This window comes from Hymenobacter daeguensis (assembly GCF_054780555.1).
The window spans coordinates 146,568-164,834 of the sequence record NZ_BAAGWC010000010.1 but is presented as its reverse complement, the minus strand read 5'-3'; the positions used below and the strand labels follow the sequence as shown (position 1 = coordinate 164,834).

The window sequence follows — 18,267 nt, the reverse complement described above, 5'->3', positions numbered from 1 at the left end:
CTCATTGATGAATAATGCCAAACTGCTAGCAGACCTTCTGATTGCCGCAGCGGCCCTCGCCACGCCGTTTATACATGCCAGGCCTGCCGCTGAAGCGGCCGGGCTCTCGGGGTTTCTGGCCCCCCGACGGGCAATTACGCGGCACATTTCCAAAACCAAAGCCCTGACCAGGCACAAGCTCACTTATACCGTGACGGCTACGGCGTATCAGGCCGTGGCCAGCCAGACCGATAGTGAGCCATTTATCACGGCCGACAATTCCCACATCAAGCCCCACTATGGCAGCAAGAAGCGCTGGATGGCTTTATCGCGCGACTTGCTGGAACCCTGGGGTGGCCCTTTTAGCTACGGCGATAAGGTGCGCGTGAGCGGCATCTCGCCGAAGCTGGATGGCGTGTACACGGTGCACGATACGATGAACCGCCGCCACCGCCACTGCATGGATGTGCTGACCCATGTGAGTGAGAAATTCGATATTTTTCAGCCCGGTGTCAGGATTCAACTGGTTGAGCGCAAGCGGGAGCTGGCCAGGCTATAGCACCCAGGCTGCAGGCTGTTGATAGCAAACAGCTTGCCTCACAAACTCCAGGGCCCCGGCGGAGCGACGTTGTTGTGTGAACAACGTCGCTCCGCCGGGGCCCTGGAGTTTGTGAGCGGGCGTTAAATCGCAGAGTCGGCAGCGGGGGATGTGGAAGGAGCCACCGAATCGGCGGCGGGGGCGGGCCGCACAGGAATGGCCGGGGCCGGATGCGCCGGGGCCACGCGAATGGTTTCGGGCGCGGCAACCGGGGCGGGCAGCGGCGCGGCTTGCGGCCCGGCATCGATGGTGGTGGCGAGCGAGTCGGCCGCCGTCTGGCTGGTGCTGGAAATATGCTCCGATGGTGGCCGGTTGAGGGTGAGGTAGGCCACCACGGCCAGAAAAACCAGCACCCCGCCAATAGACATGACCAGGGCCAGCGGATTGCGAGCGGGGGCTTCCTCGGCAATGGCGGGAAATTCGTCGCCGGTCCATTTTGCCTCAGCGGCCGGGTCGGGCGCGGCTTCGGTGGGCAGCAGGCTGGTTTCGGCGGCAGGAAAAGCGGGTGCAGCGGAAGCCCCCAAAGGGGCTGAAGGTGTGGGCCTGGCCGCTTTTGCTTCGTCGGCTACGTCTTCGAACATGGGCGAATGCTGCTCCGCCACCGGTGCGGGGGGCAGCACTACCGGCGGCACAACCGGAGCAGGCGCCATGGGCACAGCGGCAGCACCCGGCGGCAATGGAGTACCGGGATTGAGCACCAGCCGCTGCTTCAGGGCCTCAAACTCGGCGGGCGTGAGGGCGCCGGCGTCGAGCATTTCCTTGAGCTGGCGGAGGGTGTCGAGGGGTGACGAGGGGTTGTTGTCCATGAGCCAAATACGGCCGGCGGCGGGGCTAGTTTTTGCGGTCGAGGGCCGAGAGACGGTCGCGGCGGCGCTGCAGGCGCAGGCGGCTTTCGTCCAGCACCTTGTTGTTGCGCAGCTGCGAAGCCGAGTCGGCCTTCGACTGCAACAGGTTTTCGGCGTTTTTCTTCTTCAGCTCCTCAATGCGGGCCAGGTTGGCTTCGGTATTGGTTTTGAGGAAAGCCTGCTCTTTTTCGAGGCGCTCTTTTTCCTTTTCGGTGGCTTTGAGCTTCTTCTCGGCCTCCTCAATCATGTCGCGGTAGGCCTTGAGGCGGGCGGCGCTGGCGAAGTTCTGGGTCATGGCCCGCACGGCGTCGTACTCGGTTTTGGTGCTGCTGGGGTCGAAGAAAGTGTTGTCGTCGAAGCCGCCGAACACGGCCAGCTCGGCCGTGGAGTCGGTGGGGGCAATGATGGTGGCGTAGAGGTCCACCAGCTTGCCCGACACGGTGCTGGCGGGCGTTTGGCGGGCCACCAGCACGTCGCTTTTGCCCATGCCCAGCACGCCGCCGGTCTTAAACTTCACGTTGTAGCTGCTCTTCATCCAGTCCTGGAAAAACTGGCGGATTTCGGTGGCCTGGCCATCGACCTGCACTTTGAGGGCGGCGCGGGGCTTCTTGTTGTAGTTCACGTCGCCGGGGCGCACGTCGTAGAGCTGGGCCGAGGCCGGGGCGGCAGTGAGCAGGGCAGCCAGGGCCAGCAGCAGGAAGTAGATTTTAGACATCAGGAAAAGGGTTGGGAGCGGCGGCTAGCGTAGCTCGTGGCGGTCGAAGGCGGCCTGCAAATCGTCGCGCATGGCCTGAAAGCGGTTGATGGCCGCGGCGAGAAATTCCTCATCCAGCAGCTCGCGGGCTTCGGCGTCGGAGCCGGTGAGCAGGTCGAGCTCGGCCACTTTATAGGTTTGCTCCAGGTTGCCCTGCTCCAGCTTGAGCAAAAACTTGCCATTCCAGGCCAGGAGCGTGATTTTGACGGCGGGATGGGGAATGTCGGCGACGTGGCGCATGAAGGAGGAAGAATGGCCAGAACCGGGGCGAAGATACTAAGCTCGGCCTAACTCCTCCCCCACCCCGTTCGTAAAATACCCCCGGGGCCCGGGGCTGCGGGCCGTTTTCTTTCCACGTTTAGCTCACCACCGCCATGCCACAGGGAGATAAGTCCAAGTACACTGATAAACAGAAGCGTCAGGCCGAACACATCGAAGAAAGCTACGAGAAAAAAGGCGTTCCGGAACACGAAGCCGAGGCCCGCGCCTGGGCCACGGTGAATAAAAATGACGGCGGCGGGAAACAACCCGGCGGCTCGGGCCGTAAAAGCGACAAGAAATAATTCTTGATTGCGCTTATGCGCTAGCAGGTGGCTGTGTTCCTCCACAAAAAGCCCCACCAACGCAAGTTGGCGGGGCTTTTTGGTTGCCTGAACCGTGCCGGCATGAGGCCGCCCCCCGGCGACTATTACGGTTTTTGGGCCACCATCTTCACGAGGCGCAGCTGCTCTTTGGTAAAATCGGCGGTGCCGATGGGCTCTTCGTAGCGGAGAATTTTGAGGCCGGCGGCGGTGTAGCGCCTGGGCAGCTCGTTGGTATTGAAGAAGACGCGGTAGTCGCCGCCCACTACCTGCAGGCGCTTGGTGGCATCCATGTGAAAGGCTTCGAGGACGACGATACCGCCGGGTTTCAGGGCGCGCATCACGCGGTCGGCGTAGTCGCGGCCGCCGGCGTAGCTCAGCACAATGAGGTCCCATTTGTTGGTACCCCAGTCGTATTTAGCCATGTCGGCCACCTCGGTAGTGAGCTTCACATGGAGGGTTTTGGCCCGACTCTGAGCATAGGCCAGGGCCTTTTCGGCAATGTCAACGCCCGTAACCTGCCAGCCTTGCTGGGCCAGGTAGATGGCGTTGCGGCCCTCGCCCATGTCGGCGTCGAGGGCGGTGCCGGGCGGGCGGCCCTTCACGGTTTCGACCAGCAGGGCGTTGGGCTTTTCGTTGAGCATGCGGGCGCGGGCCACCGAGTCGGTGAGGAGGTAGTTCCAGCGCTGGCGGGTGCGCTCGGCCATGCGGGCCTTGTAATCGGCCTGCTGGGCGGGCGTGGGATTGGCGGGCAGCACGGGGTCGGGGCCGAGGCCGGGGATGGGCGGCAGGCTGCGCTTGCCGGTGGGCGCGGGCTGCTGGGCCTGGGCCGCCGGGGCAAGCACGAAAAGGCTCAGGACCAGCAAAAGGGCTTTTTTCAGGTGGAAAGGTGACTGAATCGGCATGAGCGGAACAGGTGAAAATGAATGGGTAATTGCGGAAGCGGATGGCGGCTTTTCAAATATAGTCAATACATAAAGCTTTTACTATATAAAACAGGGCCGCCGCGACTGCACCATCCGCCGAAGGGCTGTAATTTTCGGGCATGAAAAAGCTCTTCTCTGCGGCGCTGGCGCTACTGCCGCTGGCCGCTGCCGCCCAAAACCCGCCCACCAACGTCCTCACCCCCGAAAAGCTCTGGCAGCTGGGGCGGCTGGGCGAAATGCAGGTGTCGCCCGATGGCAAAACCGTGGCCTACACCGTGACCAAGTACAGCCTGGCCGACAACAAGGGCAACGCCGATATTTACCTGGTGCCCGTGGCCGGCGGCGCGGCCAGGCGCCTGACCGACACGCCCGGCTCGGAAAACACCCTGAACTGGCGGCCCGACGGCAAGCTCACGTTCATCTCGGGCGAGGGCGGCACCGACCAGCTGTATGTGATGAATGCCGACGGCACCGGCAAAGCCAGGCTGAGCGAGTTTCCCGACCAGGGCCTGAGCAATTTGAAATACGCGCCGAAGGCCAATTTCATCCTCTACACGCAGGACGTGAAATCGAGCCCGGGCACGCTGGATATGTTCCCGGACCTGCCCAAGGCCGATGCCAAAATCATCGACGACCTGAACTACCGCCACTGGAACGTGTGGGACGACCACCTCGCCAGCCACGTTTTCTTCCAGCCCATCGGGCCCGATGGCAAGCCCCAGGGCTACGGTAAAGACGTGATGGCCGGCGAAAAATTCGACTCGCCGCTGATGCCTGACGGCGGCTCGGAGCAGTTAGCGTTTTCGCCCGACGGCTACCGCATTGCCTACACCAGCCGCAAGCTGACGGGCAAGGCCGAGGCCGAAAGCACCAACTCGGACATTTACCTCTACGACATTCACGACCAGAAAACCGTGAACCTGAGCGAGGGCCTGCCCGGCTACGACACCGAGCCCGCCTTCAGCCCCGATGGCAAACAGGTGGCCTGGCTGAGCATGGCCACGGCTGGCTTCGAGAGCGACCGCAACGGCATCATGGTGTATGATTTCGCCACCAAAAAGCGGGAGGACATCACCAAAGGCTCGGAGTTGAGCGCGGCCAACGTGCGCTGGAGCGCCGATGGCAAAACCATCTACTTCATGGCCGTGGTGACGGGTACGGAGCAGCTGTTTTCGCTGCCGGCCAAGGGCGGCAAAATCCGCCAGATTACGACCGGGGCGCAGAACTACAACGCATTTGAGCTCGTGGGCAAGGACCAGGCCGTGGCCAACCGCACCACCCTTTCGGCCTTTGCCGACATCGTGCGCATCGACCTGAAAACCGGCAGGGAAACGGCGCTCACCACCATCAACCAGCAGGAGCTGGCGGGCATCAAAATGGGCAAGGTGGAGGACCGTCGCGTGACCACCACCGACGGCAAGCAGATGCAGGTGTACGTCATTTATCCGCCCGATTTCGATGCCAGCAAGAAATACCCCACGCTGCTCTACTGCCAGGGCGGCCCGCAAAGCGCCATCACCCAGAGCCAGAGCTACCGCTGGAATTTCCAGCTGATGGCGGCCAACGGCTACATTGTGGTGGCGCCCAACCGGCGCGGCCTGCCCGGCTACGGCCGCCAGTGGAACGACCAGATTTCGGGCGACTGGGGCGGCCAGCCCATCAAGGACTACCTCTCGGCCATCGACGACGTGAGCAAGGAACCGTATGTGGACAAAGACCGGCGCGGCTGCGTGGGCGCCAGCTACGGCGGCTACTCGGTGTACCTGCTGGCCGGCAAGCACGAGGGGCGCTTCAAGACATTCATCGCCCACTGCGGCCTCTACAACATCACGAGCTGGTACCCCACCACCGAGGAAATGTTCTTCGCCAAGCACGACATGGCCGGCACGCCCTGGGACGCCAGCCTGGCCAAAGCCTACACCGATTTCAACCCCCAGCAGTTTGCCAAAAACTGGGACACGCCCATCCTCGTCATCCACGGCGGGCGCGATTTCCGGGTGCCCGAGGACCAGGGCATGGAAGCCTTCGGCACGGCGCAGCTGCGCGGCATCCCCAGCCGCTTCCTCTACTTCCCCAACGAAGGCCACTGGATAATGAAGCCGCAGAACGCCGTGCTCTGGCAGCGCGTGTTTTTTGAGTGGCTGGGCCGCACGCTCAAGCCCGACGGCACGGCGGCGAAGTAGGTTTCTTGTTGAATAGAAAAGGTCGGCTTTGCTAAAAAGCCGACCTTTTCTATTTCTGATGCTTTACGCCGCCAGCACTTCCGTCACCTTGCCGATGTCGGTGCTCACTTTTTGCAGGAACGTGAGCTGGTCGAGCAGGGATTTGTCTTCGGGGCCGGCGGGCGCGGCCGGGGCGGCAAGGCCGAACTCGGCCGGGGGCTGCTCGGCGGCGGGGGCAATGCGGGTCAGGCTTTTGCTGAGGGCGGCGGCGGCGCTGGTGAGGGCGCGGCGGCCTTCGGGCGGGAAGGGCGGCACGGCGGGCGCGGCCTCGCGCAGGGTGCCGGTGAGGGCCGCAATGTTGGAGGAGAGAATGTGGTTCAGCACCACAAATTCGTGGGTTTCGGTGGGGCGGTGCTGCTTGCTTTTGGGCTCGGTGAGCATGCGCTGGAAAGCAGCCGCGAGGTTGGCCCCGCTCACGTACACGTCTTTGCGGAGCAGGCGGTATTTGTCGGGTGGCAGGGGGCGGCCGGCCAGGCGGTCGGCCAGCTGGCGCAGGTAGGCCAGGTTGGCGCGCAGGGCGGCGGCCATATAGTCGGTGAGCTGCTCCGACTCCCAGTTCGGAAACAGGAAATAGCCTGCCGAAAACGCAATAGCACAGCCAATGAGCGTATCAGTAATTCGCTCCTGCGCCACCCCCAGGTAGCTCAGCCCCAGGAACCGGAACATGATGAGCAGGTAGGCCGTGAGAAACACCACCGTGACCAGGTACACGGTGCGCTGGAAGCTATACGCCACCACCATAAACACCACCAGAATGGCAAACCGCGCCTCGGGCCACGGCACCGCCCACAGGATGAGGCCGCCCAGCGCCCCGCCCGCCAGCGTGCCGACGATGCGCTCGGTGTTGCGCTGGCGCGTGAGGCTGAACCCGGGCTTGAGCATGATGGTCACGGTCATCAGAATCCAGTAGTTGTGCTGGCCCTGCCACAGCGTTTCGGCCGTGAGGTAGGCCACGAGGCAGGCCACGGTCATGCGGACGGAGTGACGGAACACGGCCGAGCTCATGGTCAGGTTCTGGCCCAGGGCGCGCAGCTCAATTTCCTGATGGGCCACGAACTGCTGGTGCTCGGCGGCGCGGCTCACGGTGAGGGCGGCGGCCTGGGCTTCATCGAAATAGCTGCGGATGTTGCCCACGCGCCGGATGATGTCGCGCAGGTTCACCAGGATTTTCTTCAGCACCCGCGTGTTGGTTTCGATGGCCGGGTCGGCCCCGAGGGCGCTGATGCGGGCCTGCAGGCGGTCCCACTCGGCGGTGAGCACGGGGCCGGTGCCGGGGTGGGCGTGGTTGGTCTGGATGGCCACGCCGAGATGGTCGAGCTCGGTGGCCACGTGCCGGATGAGCCGGGCCACGTCGTCGAGCACGCCGGTATCGCCGAAGGCCTCGCGCACGGCCGAGTAGTCGTAGTAGCCCACGGTGATGCGCTCGTACAAATCCACCGTCTCCACGAAGGTGAGCACCAGGCGGCGGCCGGTGCTGGTGGTTTCGTTCACAATCTGGCGGGTGCGGAAAATGAGGTCGCGCACGGCTTCCTGCTTCTCGTTCACCACCACCTGCTGGGCCACCAGCTGGCGGTAGTCGTCTTCGAGCACCGTGGCGGTGTTGTAGAACTTGGCTTTCAGGGCCAGGAACTTTGCCAGGGCGTGAATGCTCTCGCCCAGCGCCTGCTGGGCCGGGCGGTAGGGGCGCACCTGGTAGGCCAGCATGGCCAGGCCCGCGTACCAGAGCCCGCCCAGCAGCAGCAGGCCCGCGTGCAGGGGCGCATCGGCCAGGGCCGGCGGGTGGGCCAGCAGCAGCACCACATTGAGCAGGGCGGCCGTGCCCACGGCCCCGGCGCGCGCGCCCCACACCAGCAGCATGGTCATCCCGAAGCTGAGCACGCCTATTTCGAGGCCCAGCAGCCAGGGGTTGGTGGCGGCCAGGCTGGTGAGCAGTGCTGTGCCGCCCACCAGGGCCAGCGCGGCCAGCATGCCGTTGCGGCGGTGGGTGGCCGGGCCGGGCGTATCGGTCACGCTCACGCACACGGCCCCGGTCGAGATGGTGAGGCCGGTGGCAAAGTGCCCCCACTGCCCCAGCAGCACTGCCGGCAGCAGAATGGAAACCGTCATGCGGACCCCATCGGAGAAGTGCTGGCCGGAGAAGAAATACTGAAGGCGGCGCGTCTGGTCGTTCATGCAGCGGAAGCAGGGGTTGCGGCACTTAACGCGAAGAAGGCCCCCCGGGGTTGGCCTGCCTGGCTAAAGCTGGGTGAGGCCGGGGCGGCGGTCATCGTCGTAGGCGGTCGAGTCTTCGTCTTCGTACACGGCGCTTTCCAGGTCGCTGACGCAGGTTTCGAGCTGGGTCACTTCCTCTTCTTTTTCGGCCAGCTGCTGGCGCAGGTCGGCCAGCTCGCGGGCCTGCTGCTCCTGCACGGCCTCCAGGCGGGCCAGCCGTTGCGGCTCGGTCTGGCAGGCCGGCAGCACAAGCGCCAGCACGGCCAGGCAACGCAGAAAAGCAGACCGCACGGGTTTCATAGGGCCAAAACTACGTGATGAAGCCATTTTAACTATACGCAACCGCATGGTGGAGCATCCAATGTCATGGGCTTGAGGGTGAAATCATGCAAGGCAGCCGGGTCGCCGTCGAGGTAAGCGAAGACTTCCAGAAAATCCAGTCGCCCATCCCTGACAAACAAAATACTGCCCGCCCCGTGCGACAGGCCAGCCGCCTCTACGTCGCAGCCGTTCAAATACGGTTTTCCCACATCGATGCCGGGGCTGTCGTCCGGCACCACGAGGGTGGTGAAGAAGCCACAGCCGCTGTATTCGCGCAGCGTTACCCGGCACTGACTGATTTGCGCAGCCAGGGCGTCATTCCGATAAAACTCGGCAATGCCTTGCAGCAACGCGGCTTCCAGCGGATTCGGCTGGTTATGAGGAGCCAGTGGTACGATGGTTCGCATAATCGATGTGATACTCAACCATTTGCAGTCCGGCAAGGGCTGTGATACCTGCCTTGCTCCTAATACAGCACATCGTCCACGGCCACAATTTTGGCGGGCAGCTCGGTTTCCTGCAGCAGCTCGCGCAGGTCGATTTCGATGCTGCGGCAGATGGAGGTCATCGGCACGTCGTAAATGTCGTTTTCGAAGGGGTTTTCGCTGGTGTGGCCCACCACTTCAATCACGTTGAACACCCACGACACCAGCACCGAAAATGGCACCATCAGCCAGACGTGGTACTGGCCCAGGGCCAGGCGGCTGTCAAACTCCTCGACCAGGCCCAGCGGCAGAATGGCCGCGAATATCCAGACAAACACAAAGCTGAAAAAGGCAAACTGGCGCGGAAACGGCGTGTTCTTGATGCGCTCGCAGCCGCCCTGGGCATTGAGCAAGTCCTGAATGGTTTGCATGAGGGCCACCTGCCGGAACTCGGTGAGCAGGCCGCGCTGGCACAGCTCGCGCAGCTCCACGCTCTGGCGACGCAGCAGGTGGGTGGGCGGGTTGCTGAGGCCCTTGGCCACGGCAGCTTCGGCGGGCGGCAGGAAGGGAGCCACTTCGGTGTCCCACAGCTCGGCGGTCTGGCGGCGCAGGTGCAGGCGCAGGGCATTGCACCAGGCCAGCTGGCGGTAGAGCAGGCGGCGGTGCAGCGCGGCGAGGCCGGAAGAGTCGGGCCGGGCATCATCGGACGGGTCCTGCACAAAATCGAACACCCGGATGGCCCATACGCGGCTGGTGTTCACGATGCTGCCCCACAGCTGCCGGCCTTCCCAGAACCGGTCGTAGGAGCCGTTGCTCTTGAAGCCGATGTAAAACGCTACCGCCGTGCCGAGCAGCGCCACGGGCTGCCACGGAATGTCGAGCACGTGCACATTCAGCGGCCCGTAGAGAAAGCAGATGAGGGTGTTGTAAATTAAAAAAACGAGCAGGCTGCGGCGGGTCAGCCGCCACACCACGCTCCAGCGAAGATTATTTCGAACGTACATACAAAACAGAAATGCGGACAAGCCGGCGGAAATATGGGGATTTTACCAGATAAACCCGGGAATATCTTTCCACTCGCCGGTTAGCAGCTACGAATAATTCTACAAACCTGGGCAGGTTGCCCGGGCCGTTGCCAGGGCCATACATTAAAATGTCATTAATGGACCGTTTATTGCAGGGCCTTAGCGCACCACCCACCTCTTTTTAACACCCCTCCCCCTCTTTTTTCACCCCATCCACCCCTGATGAGAACATTGTTTACGCGTTTTGCCCTGTTGGCTGCTTTCGGCCTGGGCTTTAGTCGCCCCGCCGCCGCCCAGCAAACGGTGTACGTGCCCGCCGCCGTGACCGGCTACACTGCCGACGTAATTGCCAACGGCACGGGCACCGTGGCCAGCTCTACCACCAACACCGTGGACCGGGGCATTCCCACGGTGCGCTGGTGCTTCGCCAACTCCACGTTTCCGGGCCTGACGGCCGCCAACTCGCTGCCGGCCAATGGCCTGATTACGAGCATCAGCACGCTGGGCCTCACCTACCAGATGGCACCTGCTACCGGCAACAACTCGCTGCGCATCGACGGGGCCGGCTCGGGTACGCTCACGCTCACCAACCCGCAGTCGTGCAGCGAGGTGATGGTGCTGGCCACGGAAGGCAACGGCACCACCGCCGCCGACAAAACCTTTATTGTGACCTTCACCGACGGCACCAGCCAGACGTTCAACAACGTGATTGTGCCCGACTGGTTCAACGGCACCATCACGCCGGCCATCTACGTGGGCAGCCGGGTGAGCTACGTTACCAATGCCATCGACCTGACCGGCAACAACCCGCGCCTCTACGAGGTGCGCCTGAGCCTGGCCGTGGCCAACTACAACAAATCGGTGCAGAGCGTGACCGTGGCCAAAACCGCCACCGACCCCGTGCTCAACATCATGGGCATCAGCCTGGGCTCGAACTGCCTGAGCGCGCCCAACGCCGGCATTGCGACGGCCAACCTGTTTCCGGCCGTGGTGTGCCCCAACACGCCGGTGGTGCTGGCCCTGTCGGGCAACGACAACTCGCCCAGCATCACCTACCAGTGGCAGTCGTCCACCGATGGCGGCGCGACCTACACCGACATTGCGGGGGCTACCACCAACCCCTACACCATCCGGCCCACCGTCACGGCCCAGTACCGGGCCCGCGTTATTTGCCGGGTGCTGTCGAGCAACTCGTCGCCCGTGCCCGTTACGGTGCTGCCCAGCGTGGCCACGGTGCGCTACTCCGCCGTGGGGTCCGAAGCCAACTTCTGCACCACGGGCACGGCGCCGGTGGTGGTGGCTACGCCGGCGGGCGGCACGTTCAGCAGCACGCCGGGCCTGGCCATTGATGTCAACACGGGCACCATCACGCTCGGCAGCTCCACGCCAGGCACCTACCTCGTTACCTACCGCGTGCCCAACGCCTGCCAGGCCGTGGGCACCACCAACGTCAGCATCATCCGCACGGTAGCGCAGCTCAACTACGCCGAAACCACGTTCTGCCGCACGGGCAGCAGCGGCGCGCCCACGTTTTCGCCGGCCGGCGGCACGTTCAGCGCGCCGGCCGGGCTGGCCATCAATGCCAGCACGGGTGTTATCGATTTGGCGGCTTCCACGGCCGGCACCTACGCCATCACCTACAACAGCGGCGGGCTGTGCCCGGCCTCGGCTTCGGCCTCGGTGCTCATCAAGAGCGATGCGCTGCCCACGTTCCCGAACATCATCACGCCCAACGGCGACCAGACGAACGACGAGCTGAAGCCCAAGCTGGCCGATGTGACCAACTACCACATTCGCGTGTTCAGCCGCTGGGGCCGCAAGGTGTACGACGGCACCGACCCCAACGCCGGCTGGACCGCCGCCGACAGCAGCCCCGGCATGTATTACTACCAGCTGGAATACAACGACTGCGCCGGCCGCAAGCAGCTCTACAAAGGCTGGCTGGAAGTGGTGAAATAAGGCCCGATTCGTGCGCGAGGCTACCCGGTGGGTAGCCTCGCTTTGCGTAGGGCTCATGCCTTTTTCATTATCCGGCCGCTACTTTCTCTGCTGGTGCGGCAGCTCTTCACTCGCTTTTCTTCTGAAATGACCTCACGTTTTACGCGTTTCGCTTTTTTGCTGCTGGGCCTGAGCGCGGCCCGGCTGGCGGCGGCCCAAACCACCTACACGCCCGTCGCCGTCACGGGCTTCACCGAAGACATTGTGGCCAACGGCGCGGGCCGGGCCAATACCTCCACCACCAGCCCGGCCGACCAGGGCGTATCGGGCAACCGCTTCGCCTACGTGGCCCCCACGTTCGTGAGCCCCGTGAGCGGGGCGGCCACCCGGTCGCTGCCCGCCAACGGCGTCATCAACAGCGTGATGACTCCCGGCCTCTCGTTTCAGCTGGCCGACTACGCCAGCAACAACTCGCTGCGCCTGGCGGGGTCGGCCTCGGGCTTTCTGAACCTGGCCACGCCGCAGGCCGCCCAAACCGTGTGGGTGGCCGGCGCCTCGGGCAATGGCCAGACCAGTGGCACGCCCGTGAACGTGACGGTGCTGTTTACCGACGGCACCAACCAGGCGTTTGTCATCAGCGCCCCCGACTGGTTTGGGGGCACCGGCTTTGCCATTCAAAACCTAGGCCGCGTCAACGTCGACACCGATGCCTACGACAACACCGTGGGCGAGCCCCGCATCTACCAGTTTCCGCTGGCGCTGCTGCCGGCCAACTACGGCAAGCTGGTGCAGCGCATTTTGTTTGCGAAAGCCCAGCCGGCCGGCGCCACTATCCTTAACATCTTCAACGCCATGGCCGTGACGCTGAGCAGCAACTGCACGCTGCCCAGCGGCACCGTCACGGCCGCCGCAACCACGGTATGCCCCGGCGCTGCGGTGCCCCTTTCGCTGCTTGGCACGGCTCCCGGCAACTACCTCAGTCAGTGGCAGTCGTCGCCCGACGGCGTAACCTGGACCGATATTGTCGGCGCAACCGGTGCTACTTACACGGCCACGCCGCAGGTTACCACGCGCTACCGCTTCCGGGCCAGCTGCGGCACTACGCAGGTGTTTCTGGGGCCCATCACCATCACCGTCACGGTGCCCACGGCCGCGGTGAGCTACGGCGCTGCCAATCCGGTGTACTGCCTCAGCAGCCCCGCTGCCACGCCCACAGTGGCTCCCACGGGCGGCACCTTCAGCGCGCCGGCCGGGCTGGCCATCAACGCCGGCACGGGCGTTATCACCCCGGCCAGCTCCACGCCGGGCACCTACGCCGTGACGTATGCCGTGACCACGCCCTGCCCGGCCACGGCCACCGCCACGGTCACCATTGCGCCGCCCGCGCCCGCGTTCAGCTACGCCTGCTCGCCGTTCTACAAAGACGCCCCCAGCGTGGCACCTGTTCTCACGGGGGCCAGCGGCGGGGTATTCTCGGCTCCGCCCGGACTTGCCCTCAATCCCGGCACGGGGGTAATTAACCCGCAAAGCTCCGCCGTTGGCTCCTATACCGTGACGTACACCAGCGGCGCGGGCTGCACCAGCAGCACGTTTGTTCAGGTGTTCGAACAGGTGATATTTCCCAACATCATCACGCCCAACGGCGATTCCCAGAACGAAGCCCTCCGCCCGAAGCTAGCCAACATCTCGAACTACCACCTGCAGGTGTACAGCCGCTGGGGCCGCAAGGTGTACGACGGCACCGAACCCGCTGTCGGCTGGACCGCCGCCGACAGTGGCCCCGGCCTGTATTACTACCAGCTGGAGTACACGGACTGTGCCGGCACGCGCCAGCTCGTCAAAAACTGGGTGGAAGTGGTGAAGTAGGAACGACAATCACCGGTCAGCCCGAGCGCAGCGAAGGACCTCATCACGCCCCAAATACACACCGTGTTTGAAACGGTGCGGGCGTGATAAGGTCCTTCGCTGCGCTCGGGCTGACTGGCGGATTGCTTTTACTTCAGCGCCGCGATGCACTTCAGCTCGATGGCGATGGGCGTGGGCAGGCAGTTGATTTCGAGGGTGGTGCGGCAGGGCTGGGCCGTGGCAAAATACTCGGCGTAGAGGCGGTTGTAGGTCGGAAAGTCGTCCTTCATGTTGGTCAGGAACACGGTCACGTCCACGAGGTCGTCCCACCGGGCACCAGCTTCCTCCAGAATGTAGCGCACGTTCTGGAACACGGCGTGGCACTGGCTTTCGAAGTCGTATTGCAGGATGTTGCCGTCTGCATCGAGCACCACGCCGGGAATGGCTTTCTGGCCGCGCTGGCGCGGGCCCACGCCCGACAGAAACAAGAGGTCGCCCACGCGGCGGGTGTAGGGATAAGAGCCGACGGGCTCGGGGGCGCGGCTTTCCATAGGTGCTTCGCTTAATAGAGGAATGAAGAATGAAAAACGAGGAATGAAGAACAGCCCGGGCGGGTTGTGCCTTCAAGTATTTTCTGCAAAAGAACGTTATTCTTGGCAGGGAAGCCGTAGCCAGCAGTGCGCAGCCTTACTTTGTAACGCCCTCCGCAGGCCCGGTTTTTCATTCCTTACTCCTCATTCCTCATTAAGCGAAGCGTCTCTATGAAATTTCCCACGCTCCTGCTGCTTGGCGGCCTTGGTTTCTTTAGTCTCAACGCGCAGGCCCAGAAGCGCAAAATGCCGCCCGCGCCCTCGGCCAATGCCGTGTACGACTCGGTGGCCCAGCCGGCGGTGCCCCTCGGCGGCACCGAGCGCTACGCCCAGTTCCTGGCCAGCCACCAGAAGTACCCCACCACGGCCATGCAAAAAGGCATTCAGGGCACGGTGAAGGTGAGCTTCGTGGTGGAAAAAACCGGCACCGTGAACGAGGTGAAGGTGGAAACGCCCGTGTCGCCGGAGCTCGATGCCGAAGCCATCCGCCTCATCAAGAGCGGACCGAAGTGGACGCCCGCCCGGCACCTGCGCAACCAGATAGTGCGCCAGCGCGTGGTGGTGCCCATCTCCTTCGTGCTCTCGCCGGGCAGCACCGTCACGCTGACCACCAAAGGCACCACGGGCGCCATTGCCGCCCCGGCCGCCGACATTGCCGCCTCGGCCAACCCCGACCGGCCGGCCGTGGTGCCGCCCGACCGCCCCACCCAGCCCGTAGGCGGCAATCAGGCGTTTTTCGACTGGATTGAGAAAAACCAGAAATACCCCGCCCTGGCCCGCCAGCGCAAGATTCAGGGCAAGGTGATGGTCGAGTTCATTGTGCAGACCGATGGCAGCCTGACCGATGCCCGCGTGATTCGCAAGATGGGCTCGGGCCTCGACGAAGAGGCCCTGCGCCTGATAAAGGCGGCCCCGAAATGGGAGCCGGCCGTGTATCAGGGCAAGCCGATAAAGCAAAAGATGGTTTTGCCTGTTCTATTCCAGCTGTAGGTCGGTTTGGGTGGTCGCAGGCGTAGAGACGCGGCCTGGCGTCTCGTCGTCGAACGATAGCGCCTGAACGATTTCCAAACGGCGCGGCCGACGAGACGCGAGGACGCGGCTCTACCCCGTTTAATCCTGTACACATCCCACCCATGCTTTTTTCCTGCGCTTTGCCCATCCTTCCCATGTCGTCCATCATCACTGCCGCGCCCGCTGTTCAGCTGTGGCCTCACCAGACGCGCTACCGCCAGGGTGCCCAGACGCTGGCCCAGGAGCTGTTCGACGGGCTCGACGACGACCTGAAGCCCTACGTGCTGCTGCTGGCCCTGCCCGTCGACGACGACCTGCCCGCCCGCTGCCTGGAGCCGGCCGACTGCCCCCTGCCGGCCGAGGCATTTTCCGACGCCATGGCCCGGGGCCGCGTCATTCAGCACACCACGCCGTGGCCTTACCCGGAGCGTGATGGCGTGACAGCCGAAACCGTGCGCCGCAAGCACCAGGGCCTGGGCATCCGCACGGCCGTGCAGGAGACGCTCGACCTGCTGGACGAGCACAGCGGGCAGTTCCAGCACTTTGCCGGCTGGCCGGTCGAAATCAACGGCTACTTTGTGGTGACGGTGCTGCGCATGCAGCGCAAACCGTTGCGGGCCTACCCGTCGCTGCGCCCGTCCCGCTACTACACCGACGGCAAGCCGCTGGCGCCTTCGCTGGTGCTGGCTGCCATGTACCGCTTCAACGAGGAAGGCGTGAAAGCCCTGGCCGAGCCCGAGCCCGGGGCCAGCTTCATTGTGCGGCCCCGCGAAAGCGAGGAAATCCTGCGCTCGGCCGGCAAAACCTTCCTCGATACGCCCGCCCAAGCTCTGGGGCTCGACCCCACCGTCACCAAGCTGTTTGCCACCTGCAACACCATCAGCAGCCTGCGCTACGAGGGGGCCGAGGGCGTGGGCAAGATGCTGCTGGCCCGCCGGGGCCACCCCAACGTGGAGGAGGTTTTCGCCCTCACCTGCCCCACCGAGCTCACCGACTACCGCGCCGTGCGCAAGCTCCTGGAAATGACCACGCCCGATGTGCACCTGCTCTCCGACGGCGAGAACGTGTACGCCCTGGGCCGCCAGGTGGGCCACTACGATGCCGTGCGCGAAGACTTGTTCGTCATCAGCTTCGTGACGCACTACGCCTGGGAGTTTCAGCACGCCGGCAACGTGCTCATGCGCTCGCACTACGGCCTGCCCGGCCTGCCGCGCACCCGCCTCAGCCGGCCCGAGTTCCGCCGCGCCCTCAAGCGCACCTTCGGCCTGATGGATGCGCCCAAGGTGGAGCGCCTCTGGGACGTGGTGCTCGAAGCCAGCCGCCAGAAGCACGGCACCATGCTGGTCATCACCACCGAGGCCCTGGCCGAGGCCGACCGCCTCAAGCTGCAGTGCACGCTCATCGAGCCGGTGCCGCTCACGCCGCTCATCACCCGCCTCGTCACCAGCATCGACGGCGCGGTGCTGCTCGACCCCGAGGGCTACTGCTACTCCATCGGCGTCATTCTCGACGGCCGCGCCTCCGGCCGGGGCGACAGCACGCGCGGCGCCCGCTACAACTCCGGGCTGCGCTACGTGGAAAGCTCCGAATACCCCTGCATCGCCATTGTGGTGAGCGAGGACGGGCTGGTGGATGTGATTACGTCGGTGAAGGAGTAGGCAGGATGTGCCGCGACTGCTTTCAGGAGAATATCTATCAGTTCATTAGTCAGCAGGAATTCAGCCGACTTGAAGTAGCTATTTGGGATAAAATCAGGCAGGACAGACTACGTGAGCTGAAACCAGATGCCGAGGCTGACAATTACCAGCCCGATACTTTGTATCAATGTCAAACCTGCCGCGAAACCTGGGCACTCGCTGCGCCTGACAATGCTTGGCGTGGCTACTTTCTAAACCTGGCTTCTGCTGCTGCTTACAGAAGCAAGCTCCGCCGAAATGACCGTATCAAGGGTGTTATTGGCATAGCTTGTCTGTTGGCATTCGGAGCATCTATCCTGTGGGCAATGCTTCGCTAACAAACGTTCATACCAAGTTCCAACCACGCAAAAAGCATCCCGGCCCGTGGACGGCAACCTGACTTTTCCCGCCTGGGTGCGCGTCATCAAGCTGCAAGCCTGTGCCGATGCGCAAAGCCCTGATAAGATTCGCAACGGACGCGTTTTCTTCGGTTTCGCGCCGCTGGTCCCGGCAAATGGACGGCGTTTTGAATTGTTCACCGACAGCTCCCGCCTCCGCCTGGTGTTGAGCACTTCGCCCGTCCGGGAGCGGCTGAACCCATGGATTTTCATGACTATCAACAGCTTTTACCTCATTGAAACCGAGGATGCTCCCGTTGAGGCAGCGCAGCTGGTAAAAGAAGACGTATTGGCCGACTGATTTCCCCGGTTTTCCTACCGCTTCGCCCGAAACGACCAGGTGAGGCGGAACACGGCCACCACGTCGCCGGCCTCGTCCACGCCGGTGCTGGTGCACACCACGGTGCGGCCCTCTCCGGTGGCGCGGCTTTCGGCCACGGCCTGCGCAATGGCCGCGCCATCGGGGCAGGTGAAGGAGATGAGCCCCACGGCCTTCTTGGTAAAATCGCCCTGGATGCCGGTCACCAGCATCGACACCGGCCCGCCGTCCTGCACGTTCATCATGGCCTGAATGCCGCTGGCCAGCTCGGCCGCCATGGCCAGGCAGGCAAAATATACGCTCCGAAACGGGTTCTGGGTAAGGTACTTGTAGCGGATGGTGACCGTGGCCGCCTCCGGCGTGAGCGTCGTGAGGCGCAGGCCCGCCAGCCAAGCCATGGGCAGCTTGCGCAGCATGAACAGCTTCAGCTTGGTGGGGTTCAGCACCTGGCGGCGGAAAGCGGCGACGTCCATTTTAATGAGGAATGAGGAATGAAGAATGAGGAATTGGCAAGTAAGGCCGAAATTCTTCATTCTTCATTCTTCATTCTTCATTCTTCATTCTTCATTCTTCATTCTTCATTCTTCATTCTTCATTCTTCAT

Annotated in this window: 18 protein-coding genes; 8 read left to right on the top strand and 10 right to left on the bottom strand. The window is 63.5% G+C overall.

Translation table 11 applies throughout. From position 1 onward, the window contains the following. Positions 1-7 precede the first annotated feature (7 nt). Positions 8-538, top strand: coding sequence for an RlpA-like double-psi beta-barrel domain-containing protein (locus ACYVHT_RS13220; RefSeq protein WP_460552346.1), 531 nt, complete (start codon positions 8-10; stop codon positions 536-538). A gap of 122 nt (positions 539-660) precedes the next feature. Here ACYVHT_RS13220 and ACYVHT_RS13215 read toward each other — a convergent pair whose 3' ends face one another. From ACYVHT_RS13215 to ACYVHT_RS13205, 3 genes are read right to left on the bottom strand one after another with little or no spacing between them, the layout of a single operon-like run. After that, entirely contained in the window at positions 661-1,383 is a 723-nt protein-coding gene (locus ACYVHT_RS13215) for an SHOCT domain-containing protein (protein ID WP_460552343.1), read from the bottom strand. Between the two features lie 25 nt (positions 1,384-1,408). Beyond that, positions 1,409-2,137, bottom strand: a complete 729-nt coding sequence (locus ACYVHT_RS13210) for a hypothetical protein (protein WP_460552340.1) — start codon at positions 2,135-2,137, stop codon at positions 1,409-1,411. Between the two features lie 24 nt (positions 2,138-2,161). Then, a complete protein-coding gene (locus tag ACYVHT_RS13205) occupies positions 2,162-2,416 on the bottom strand; it encodes a hypothetical protein (RefSeq protein ID WP_460552338.1) in 255 nt (84 codons plus the stop codon). A gap of 134 nt (positions 2,417-2,550) precedes the next feature. Between ACYVHT_RS13205 and ACYVHT_RS13200 the strand changes: the two genes are divergently transcribed. Next, a complete protein-coding gene (locus ACYVHT_RS13200) occupies positions 2,551-2,739 on the top strand; it encodes a hypothetical protein (RefSeq protein WP_460552335.1) in 189 nt (62 codons plus the stop codon). A gap of 125 nt (positions 2,740-2,864) precedes the next feature. Here ACYVHT_RS13200 and ACYVHT_RS13195 read toward each other — a convergent pair whose 3' ends face one another. Continuing rightward, a complete protein-coding gene (locus ACYVHT_RS13195) occupies positions 2,865-3,662 on the bottom strand; it encodes a class I SAM-dependent methyltransferase (RefSeq protein WP_460552332.1) in 798 nt (265 codons plus the stop codon). A 140-nt stretch (positions 3,663-3,802) separates the two neighbouring features. On the opposite strand from ACYVHT_RS13195, the gene ACYVHT_RS13190 reads away from it, so the two are divergent. Further along, the gene (locus ACYVHT_RS13190; protein ID WP_460552329.1) at positions 3,803-5,866 is read left to right on the top strand and encodes an alpha/beta hydrolase family protein; all 2,064 of its coding nucleotides are present in this window, start codon (positions 3,803-3,805) and stop codon (positions 5,864-5,866) included. Positions 5,867-5,929: 63 nt separating this feature from the next. On the opposite strand, the gene ACYVHT_RS13185 is transcribed toward ACYVHT_RS13190, so the two are convergent. From ACYVHT_RS13185 to ACYVHT_RS13170, 4 genes are all read right to left on the bottom strand, one after another. Continuing rightward, complete coding sequence (locus ACYVHT_RS13185) at positions 5,930-8,077, bottom strand: FUSC family membrane protein (RefSeq protein ID WP_460552326.1); 2,148 nt, start codon at positions 8,075-8,077, stop codon at positions 5,930-5,932. Between the two features lie 63 nt (positions 8,078-8,140). After that, on the bottom strand, positions 8,141-8,416 hold the full coding sequence (locus ACYVHT_RS13180; protein ID WP_460552323.1) for a hypothetical protein: 276 nt from the start codon (positions 8,414-8,416) through the stop codon (positions 8,141-8,143). Between the two features lie 32 nt (positions 8,417-8,448). After that, on the bottom strand, positions 8,449-8,844 hold the full coding sequence (locus ACYVHT_RS13175) for a hypothetical protein (protein WP_460552320.1): 396 nt from the start codon (positions 8,842-8,844) through the stop codon (positions 8,449-8,451). A gap of 59 nt (positions 8,845-8,903) precedes the next feature. Next, positions 8,904-9,866 carry a bestrophin family protein gene (locus ACYVHT_RS13170; RefSeq protein ID WP_460552317.1) on the bottom strand — a complete coding sequence of 321 codons (963 nt, stop codon included), beginning with the start codon at positions 9,864-9,866 and terminating at the stop codon, positions 8,904-8,906. A gap of 243 nt (positions 9,867-10,109) precedes the next feature. On the opposite strand from ACYVHT_RS13170, the gene ACYVHT_RS13165 reads away from it, so the two are divergent. Then, positions 10,110-11,846, top strand: a complete 1,737-nt coding sequence (locus tag ACYVHT_RS13165; protein WP_460552314.1) for a T9SS type B sorting domain-containing protein — start codon at positions 10,110-10,112, stop codon at positions 11,844-11,846. Between the two features lie 126 nt (positions 11,847-11,972). Next, a complete protein-coding gene (locus ACYVHT_RS13160) occupies positions 11,973-13,691 on the top strand; it encodes a T9SS type B sorting domain-containing protein (RefSeq protein ID WP_460552311.1) in 1,719 nt (572 codons plus the stop codon). Positions 13,692-13,819: 128 nt separating this feature from the next. On the opposite strand, the gene ACYVHT_RS13155 is transcribed toward ACYVHT_RS13160, so the two are convergent. Then, positions 13,820-14,221, bottom strand: coding sequence for a RidA family protein (locus ACYVHT_RS13155; protein WP_460552308.1), 402 nt, complete (start codon positions 14,219-14,221; stop codon positions 13,820-13,822). A gap of 210 nt (positions 14,222-14,431) precedes the next feature. Here ACYVHT_RS13155 and ACYVHT_RS13150 point away from each other — a divergent pair, with 210 nt between their 5' ends. The 3 genes from ACYVHT_RS13150 to ACYVHT_RS13140 all read left to right on the top strand — a co-directional run bounded on the left by ACYVHT_RS13150 (position 14,432) and on the right by ACYVHT_RS13140 (position 17,646). Further along, complete coding sequence (locus tag ACYVHT_RS13150; protein ID WP_460552306.1) at positions 14,432-15,250, top strand: energy transducer TonB; 819 nt, start codon at positions 14,432-14,434, stop codon at positions 15,248-15,250. A gap of 161 nt (positions 15,251-15,411) precedes the next feature. After that, positions 15,412-16,929, top strand: coding sequence for a DNA integrity scanning protein DisA nucleotide-binding domain protein (locus ACYVHT_RS13145; RefSeq protein ID WP_460552303.1), 1,518 nt, complete (start codon positions 15,412-15,414; stop codon positions 16,927-16,929). Between the two features lie 402 nt (positions 16,930-17,331). Further along, a complete protein-coding gene (locus ACYVHT_RS13140; RefSeq protein ID WP_460552300.1) occupies positions 17,332-17,646 on the top strand; it encodes a hypothetical protein in 315 nt (104 codons plus the stop codon). 14 nt (positions 17,647-17,660) lie between these two features. Here ACYVHT_RS13140 and ACYVHT_RS13135 read toward each other — a convergent pair whose 3' ends face one another. Further along, the gene (locus tag ACYVHT_RS13135; protein ID WP_460552297.1) at positions 17,661-18,137 is read right to left on the bottom strand and encodes a PaaI family thioesterase; all 477 of its coding nucleotides are present in this window, start codon (positions 18,135-18,137) and stop codon (positions 17,661-17,663) included. Positions 18,138-18,267 lie beyond the last annotated feature (130 nt).